Annotated in this window: 6 protein-coding genes; 5 read left to right on the top strand and 1 reads right to left on the bottom strand. The window is 33.0% G+C overall.

The features are described from left to right. Positions 1-181 precede the first annotated feature (181 nt). From AC2A1C_RS15640 to recN, 5 genes are all read left to right on the top strand, one after another. Positions 182-1,153 carry an outer membrane protein assembly factor BamD gene (locus AC2A1C_RS15640; protein ID WP_484026865.1) on the top strand — a complete coding sequence of 324 codons (972 nt, stop codon included), beginning with the start codon at positions 182-184 and terminating at the stop codon, positions 1,151-1,153. A 40-nt stretch (positions 1,154-1,193) separates the two neighbouring features. Next, the gene (locus AC2A1C_RS15635) at positions 1,194-1,517 is read left to right on the top strand and encodes a DNA-directed RNA polymerase subunit omega (RefSeq protein ID WP_484026863.1); all 324 of its coding nucleotides are present in this window, start codon (positions 1,194-1,196) and stop codon (positions 1,515-1,517) included. A gap of 110 nt (positions 1,518-1,627) precedes the next feature. Continuing rightward, the gene (coaBC, locus tag AC2A1C_RS15630; protein WP_484026861.1) at positions 1,628-2,830 is read left to right on the top strand and encodes a bifunctional phosphopantothenoylcysteine decarboxylase/phosphopantothenate--cysteine ligase CoaBC; all 1,203 of its coding nucleotides are present in this window, start codon (positions 1,628-1,630) and stop codon (positions 2,828-2,830) included. 37 nt (positions 2,831-2,867) lie between these two features. Next, positions 2,868-3,767, top strand: a complete 900-nt coding sequence (gene porD, locus AC2A1C_RS15625; RefSeq protein ID WP_484026860.1) for a type IX secretion system protein PorD — start codon at positions 2,868-2,870, stop codon at positions 3,765-3,767. Positions 3,768-3,847: 80 nt separating this feature from the next. Beyond that, positions 3,848-5,506 carry a DNA repair protein RecN gene (gene recN, locus AC2A1C_RS15620; protein ID WP_484026859.1) on the top strand — a complete coding sequence of 553 codons (1,659 nt, stop codon included), beginning with the start codon at positions 3,848-3,850 and terminating at the stop codon, positions 5,504-5,506. A 128-nt stretch (positions 5,507-5,634) separates the two neighbouring features. On the opposite strand, the gene AC2A1C_RS15615 is transcribed toward recN, so the two are convergent. After that, complete coding sequence (locus AC2A1C_RS15615; protein ID WP_484026857.1) at positions 5,635-5,982, bottom strand: helix-turn-helix domain-containing protein; 348 nt, start codon at positions 5,980-5,982, stop codon at positions 5,635-5,637. Between the last annotated feature and the right edge of the window lie 133 nt (positions 5,983-6,115).

Raw genomic sequence — 6,115 nt, 5'->3', positions numbered from 1 at the left:
AATTTTACCAATCAGTCGCTTCCCAAAGAAGTAGAAGAGTTAATTAGGAGTCTAAAAAAATAAAAGTCAAAGATATACTGTTAATATTATCATAAAACAAAATCTATTGGGAAAAATATTTTATTTTTGCATTTGATAAAAGCAGAAAATGGCATTACTCATTTTTTGCAGATAGAATTTTATGAAAAAAAGCGTATTACTTATCGGAGTCCTTCTATTGATGGCAAGCTGTAAAACCGAGCAGCAAATGGCGTTGCAAAGTGCCGATAAAAATTTTATTCTGAAAGTAGCCAATGAAAAATTTGAAAAGAAAAAATGGCAAGATGCATTGGCGCTTTATGAAAGACTTTCTAATCTTGTAGCCGGAACAGATGATGCTCCAAATGTGGTTTTCAATTCTGCGTATGCTAATTACTATGACAAGAATTACAAATTAGCGGGCTATCAGTTTAAGAATTTTGCAGTTTCCTTTCCGCAAGATCCACGTCGTGAAGAAGCGGCTTATATGTCAGCATTGTGTTATTACGAAGGATCTTTGGATTATAATTTGGATCAGGGTAACACGGAGTCTGCTATAAATGAATTGCAGGATTTCCTTAATAATTATCCAAATTCTGAAAGAGCAAAAAATATTGGTCAGCTAATAGATGAACTTTCCTATAAGTTGGAATTTAAAGCATACGAAAACGCCAGACAATATTATAAAATGGCGGACTATAAAGCGGCAAATGTAACGTTTGATAATGTTCTTAACGATTTTCCAAGTACAAAACTTCGTCCGAAAATCTATGATTATATTATGAAATCCCGTTATCAACTGGCTACAAATTCAGTTTATGATTTAAAGAGAGACAGAATTGATAATGCATTAGCTTTCACAAAACAAGTTGAAAACGAGCTTCCCGGGACAGAATATTCTAAAACGGCAGTAGATTTGAGAGAAAAACTACTGAAAGAAAAAGAAAATTTTGCTAAACTTGAAAAAGAAGTAGAAGCCAGAAAAGCAGAATTTGCTAAAAAACAAAAAGAATTGGAGGCAAAAGAAGCAGAAAAAAAACAAAAGGAAGCTGAGGAAAGTGCAGAAAAAGCACAAAGAGATAGTGCAAAAATAAATACACCACCACCAGCTGCCACTTTCAAATTAAAATCATAATTTGTACATTTGCAAATTGAAAAATAATTCTTTACTGAAAATGAGCGTAAAAGATACAAAAGCAGAAGTAACGACAATCACCTATGATCGTGATAAAATAGAAGAAAAAGTAGGTTCTATCTATGAAGCAATCGTGATTATGGGAAGAAGAGCAGAGCAAATAAATGCAGAAACAAGAAGCGAGCTTCATAATAAGCTCGATGAGTTTGCTGTACACAATTCTTCTCTGGAAGAAGTATTTGAAAACAGAGAGCAAATTGAGATATCTAAACATTATGAAAAACTTCCGAAGCCAACATCTATTGCTATTAAAGAATGGTTGGATGATGAAATTTATTTCAGAAAAACGGAAGAAAGAAATTAAAAGTATTGATTTGTTAAAAAAATAGTCAGGAAGGAAAGTTCTTTTCTGGCTTTTTTATTTTTCATACAGCATTTGAAAAAAATAATTAAATTCGTGAAAATTAATTAAGAATGAGTCTTGCCGGGAAAAAAATACTAATTCTGATTTCAGGGGGAATTGCTGCCTACAAAATAAATTATCTGGTAAGAGATTTTATAAAAAAAGATGCAGAAGTACAGATCATCATGACTCCAAGTGCTGGAAACTTTGTCTCTGCGGTTACACTTTCCACATTATCCAAAAAACCGGTATATTCTGACTTTTTTGATAAAAACGGAACTTGGAATTCCCATGTAGAACTGGCACTTTGGGCGGATGTGATTTTAGTTGCTCCATGCACAGCAAATACTTTGGCAAAAATGATCCATGGAATTTGTGATAATCTTGCAATTGCAACCTACATGTCTGCAAAATGCCCGGTTTTTATAGCTCCGGCAATGGATTTGGATATGTATCAGCATCCTTCTACAAAGCAGAATTTGGAGTTGGCTGAAGATTTCGGACATTTTATAATTCCGGCAGAAACGGGAGAATTGGCAAGTGGACTTTTCGGGCAAGGAAGAATGGCGGAATCGGAAACTATTTCAAAAACTATTGAAGAATTTTTCAATTCGTCGAAATCAAAAAATCTGGAAGGAAAAACAGTTCTCATAACAGCAGGCCCCACCTATGAAGCGATTGATCCGGTTCGTTTTATAGGGAATCATTCTTCGGGAAAAATGGGATTTTCTCTTGCGGAAGAAGCGGCAAACCGAGGCGCAAAAGTGATTTTGGTTTCAGGCCCCACTTCTTTGAAGGTGAATCATCAAAATATTGAAATTCATAAAGTTACTTCCGCAAAAGAAATGTATGATGAGGTTTTCAAATTTTATGAAAATGTAGATTTTGCTATTGCTTCGGCAGCTGTTGCAGATTATGCGCCGAAAGAAGTAGCCAAAGAAAAAATTAAAAAAAAGGATGACACTTTTACAATTGAGCTTATAAAAAACCCGGATATTCTGAAAACGATGGGAGAAAGAAAATCTCATCAGTTTTTGGTAGGTTTTGCTTTGGAAACACAGAATGAAGAAGAAAATGCAAAAGGAAAACTACAGAAGAAAAATCTCGATATGATCGTCCTGAACTCTCTTCGTGATGATGGAGCAGGTTTTAAAAAAGATACCAACAAAATAAAAATCATTACCAAAACAAATCAGAAAGAATTTGAACTGAAATCCAAAAAAGAAGTGGCAAAAGATATTTTAAACTTCATAGAAGAGCAGATTTCAAAATAATTTTTTTAAATTTCCGTTTTATTTTTTTACTCTAATAATGAAAAAACTTTTTACGATACTTTTACTTGTTTTTACTTTTATTTTTGGGAATTCTCAGGAACTTTTAGCAAACGTTAAAGTTGATTATTCACAAATTCAGGGAAGTAATACACAAGTCTACAAAACACTGGAAAAATCGCTTCGGGATTTTATAAATAACACCAGTTGGACAGGCAAAAAATTACAGAATTTTGAAAAAATCAATTGCCAGTTTGCTATTATTCTAAAAGAAAAAAATGGGAATAACTATACAGGAAGTATCATAGTGCAGGCAAACCGACCTGTCTACAATTCTACCTACACTTCTACATTACTCAATATCAATGATCCGACTTTCAGTTTTGAATATTTGGAAAATGAAAACCTTGTTTTTAATGAACGTCAATTTTCCAGAAAAAATTTGATTGACGTTATCAGCTTCTATGTTTATGTCATTTTAGGATATGATGGAGACAGTTTCAAAGTAAGAGGAGGACAGCCTTGGTTTGAAAAAGCTCAAAAAATTTCTAATAATTCGCAGAATCAGAATTTTGCAGGATGGTCGGTTGTAGAAGGCTTCCGTACAAGATCCGGATTGATTGATAATCTTTTGAGACCGGAACAGAATACTTTGAGAAATGTTTTTTATAACTATCACAGATCGGGATTGGATAATTTGGCAAAACAGGATCAGGCTTCCGCAAAAAGAATAATTGCAGATGCATTGTTACAGCTCAAAACGTATGAAGATAATTATGCCATGAATTATCCACTGACCATTTTTATGGAAACAAAATCAGACGAGATTTTTAATATTTTTGATAATGGAGCTAATGCCGGAATCAATATTCAGGATCTTAAATCAGTATTAAACACTATTTATCCTAAAAAATCTGAATCTTGGAATAAGTGGAAATAAATCCAATTTGTAATTCTAAAATTTTACCAATATTTTTGTATAGCTTTAAGCCTTTTGCTTAAGGCTTTTTATTTCACACAATGCTATCAAGAATTTTTATACAAAACTTTGCTTTAATCGACACTCTGGAAATTCAACTGCACAAAGGTTTGCAGGTGATAACAGGAGAAACAGGTGCCGGAAAATCTATTATTCTTGGTGCGCTTCGTTTGATTCTTGGTGAAAGAGCCGATGTAAAATCTATTGCAGATTCTGAAAGCAAAAGCATTGTGGAAGCTGAATTTCAAATTTCTGAAAATCTTAAAAATTTCTTTGAAGAGAATGATCTGGATTATGAAAGCTCTACAATTATCCGAAGAGAAATTCTCCCGACAGGAAAATCAAGGGCTTTTGTAAATGATGTTCCGGTAACGTTGGATGTTTTGAAAGAATTGTCTTCAAAGCTAATTGATATTCATTCTCAGTTTGAAACTTCCAACCTTTTCAATGAAGAATACCAGTTTAGAATAATAGACGGATTAAGTGAAAATAAATTATTGATTATCAATTATCAAAATGAATTTTCAGAATTCAGAAGTCTTCAAAAGGAGCTTGAAAAACTGAAAGAAAAACTCGCTGAAGGAAACAAAGAATCTGATTACAAATTATTTCTTCTGAATGAGTTGGAAGAAGCTGATTTGGACGCTATTGATTTGGGAGATGTACAAAATAAGCTTTCCATGCAGGAAAATGCAGGGCAAATTTCTGAAAACCTTTCGTATATCCTTGCCCGATTTGATCAGGAAGAAATTGGGATTTTGGATGCAATGGCAGAAATAAAAAGCAGATTTTCAAAAATTGCAGAACTTTCACATCATTTTTCAGAACTCAATCGAAGATTTGATGAAAGTTTTGTGGAAATGAAAGATATGCTTTTTGAAATTCAGGATGAAGCAGAAAAGATAGAAGTGAATCCACAGCTTTTAGATGAATTAAATTCTAAAGTTAATAAAATCAATACGTTATTTCAAAAGCATCATGTGAATTCTGTTTCTGAGCTTATTGAGATCCGCAATCAGATTTCGGGAGAGCAATCTGGTTTTGAAGATATTCAGCAGCATATTTTGGAAACAGAAAAAAACATTTCCGAGAAGCAAAAAACTCTTGAAAAGCTTTCAAAAAAATTATCCGATAATCGTAAAAAATCCGTTCCTGTTTTCACAAAACATATAGAAGAATTATTGAAAAAACTCGGGCTTGAAAAAGCGAAAATACAGGTTCAACTTTCTGAAAATAAAGATTTTAATCTTTTCGGAAAAGAAAATATTGAGATTCTTTTTCAGGCGAATTCCGGTTTTCCTTTGAAGCCGATACAATCTGCAATTTCCGGAGGAGAGCGTTCCAGAGTAATGCTTGCTGTGAAGAAAATTATTGCTGAAAATGCTGAACTCCCGACTTTGATCCTTGATGAAATAGACACCGGAGTTTCCGGAAAAATTGCCGATGAAATGGGAAAACTGATGCAGGAAATGGCTCAAAATATTCAGCTTATTGTGATTACACATTTGGCTCAGGTTGCTGCGAAAGGGGATAATAATTACAAAGTTTTGAAAGAAGATATTTCGGGAAAAACACAATCCAATATTCTGCCTTTGAATTCTGAGCAGAAATTGCAGGAAATTGCACAACTGCTTTCCGGAAGTACCATTACAGAAGCAGCTTTGCAACAAGCAGAGGAATTGATGAAAAAAAATGAATAATTCATTTTCTCATTCAAGAAAATAAAAATCTAAAATAGCTGTATCTTTTACGTAAAATTTAATTTTTTAAAGATTTGATTTCTTCTTTTAATTCCTGTATCTGTACTTTTAGTTCTGCTATGCGTTCCTCATACTGTTCTATAAGTTTTAGAAAGAGAATTAATAGTATTAATGGTTCCTACAAACTGAAATGCCATTCCTCCACTTTGATCACTATTATTGATATTATTCATTTCATCAGTCAGGAAGTTTTCAGGTTTCATTTCAAAAATTTCGCTTAGTTTTTCTATATGCGCAGCCCAAGAATGGCTTTCTCCGTTTTCTATCCTTGCATACGCAGACTGGGAAATATGGAGTTTTTCCGCCATATCTTCCTGAGAAAATCCTCTGGATTTGCGCAGCCGTTTTATTTTTTCTGCCACATTGTTGGTCATGAGATTGTATTTTGAACAAAGATAAAAAATAATTTCCTTCATTTCCTATTATGCAAAATTAGGGTAAGTTTATGCAAAAAGAGGTTTTGTTGTGGAAAATTTTTCTTTCATTTTTGTACAACCGTAAAAAATATTACATTTATAACTTTAAAACTAAATTCTTATGAAGAAAATC

It is taken from the genome of Chryseobacterium sp. HNCC26DJ241, from assembly GCF_057180505.1.
The sequence above is the reverse complement of the archived record's forward strand: the minus strand, read 5'-3'. Positions and strand labels throughout refer to the sequence as shown.

Excerpts from the sequence above, each read along its gene's own strand:
- AC2A1C_RS15640 (WP_484026865.1), top strand. The coding sequence starts at position 182 with ATGAAAAAAAGCGTATTACTTATCGGAGTCCTTCTATTGATGGCAAGC.
- AC2A1C_RS15635 (WP_484026863.1), top strand. The coding sequence starts at position 1,194 with ATGAGCGTAAAAGATACAAAAGCAGAAGTAACGACAATCACCTATGAT.
- coaBC (WP_484026861.1), top strand. The coding sequence starts at position 1,628 with ATGAGTCTTGCCGGGAAAAAAATACTAATTCTGATTTCAGGGGGAATT.
- porD (WP_484026860.1), top strand. The coding sequence starts at position 2,868 with ATGAAAAAACTTTTTACGATACTTTTACTTGTTTTTACTTTTATTTTT.
- recN (WP_484026859.1), top strand. The coding sequence starts at position 3,848 with ATGCTATCAAGAATTTTTATACAAAACTTTGCTTTAATCGACACTCTG.
- AC2A1C_RS15615 (WP_484026857.1), bottom strand. The coding sequence starts at position 5,982 with ATGAAGGAAATTATTTTTTATCTTTGTTCAAAATACAATCTCATGACC.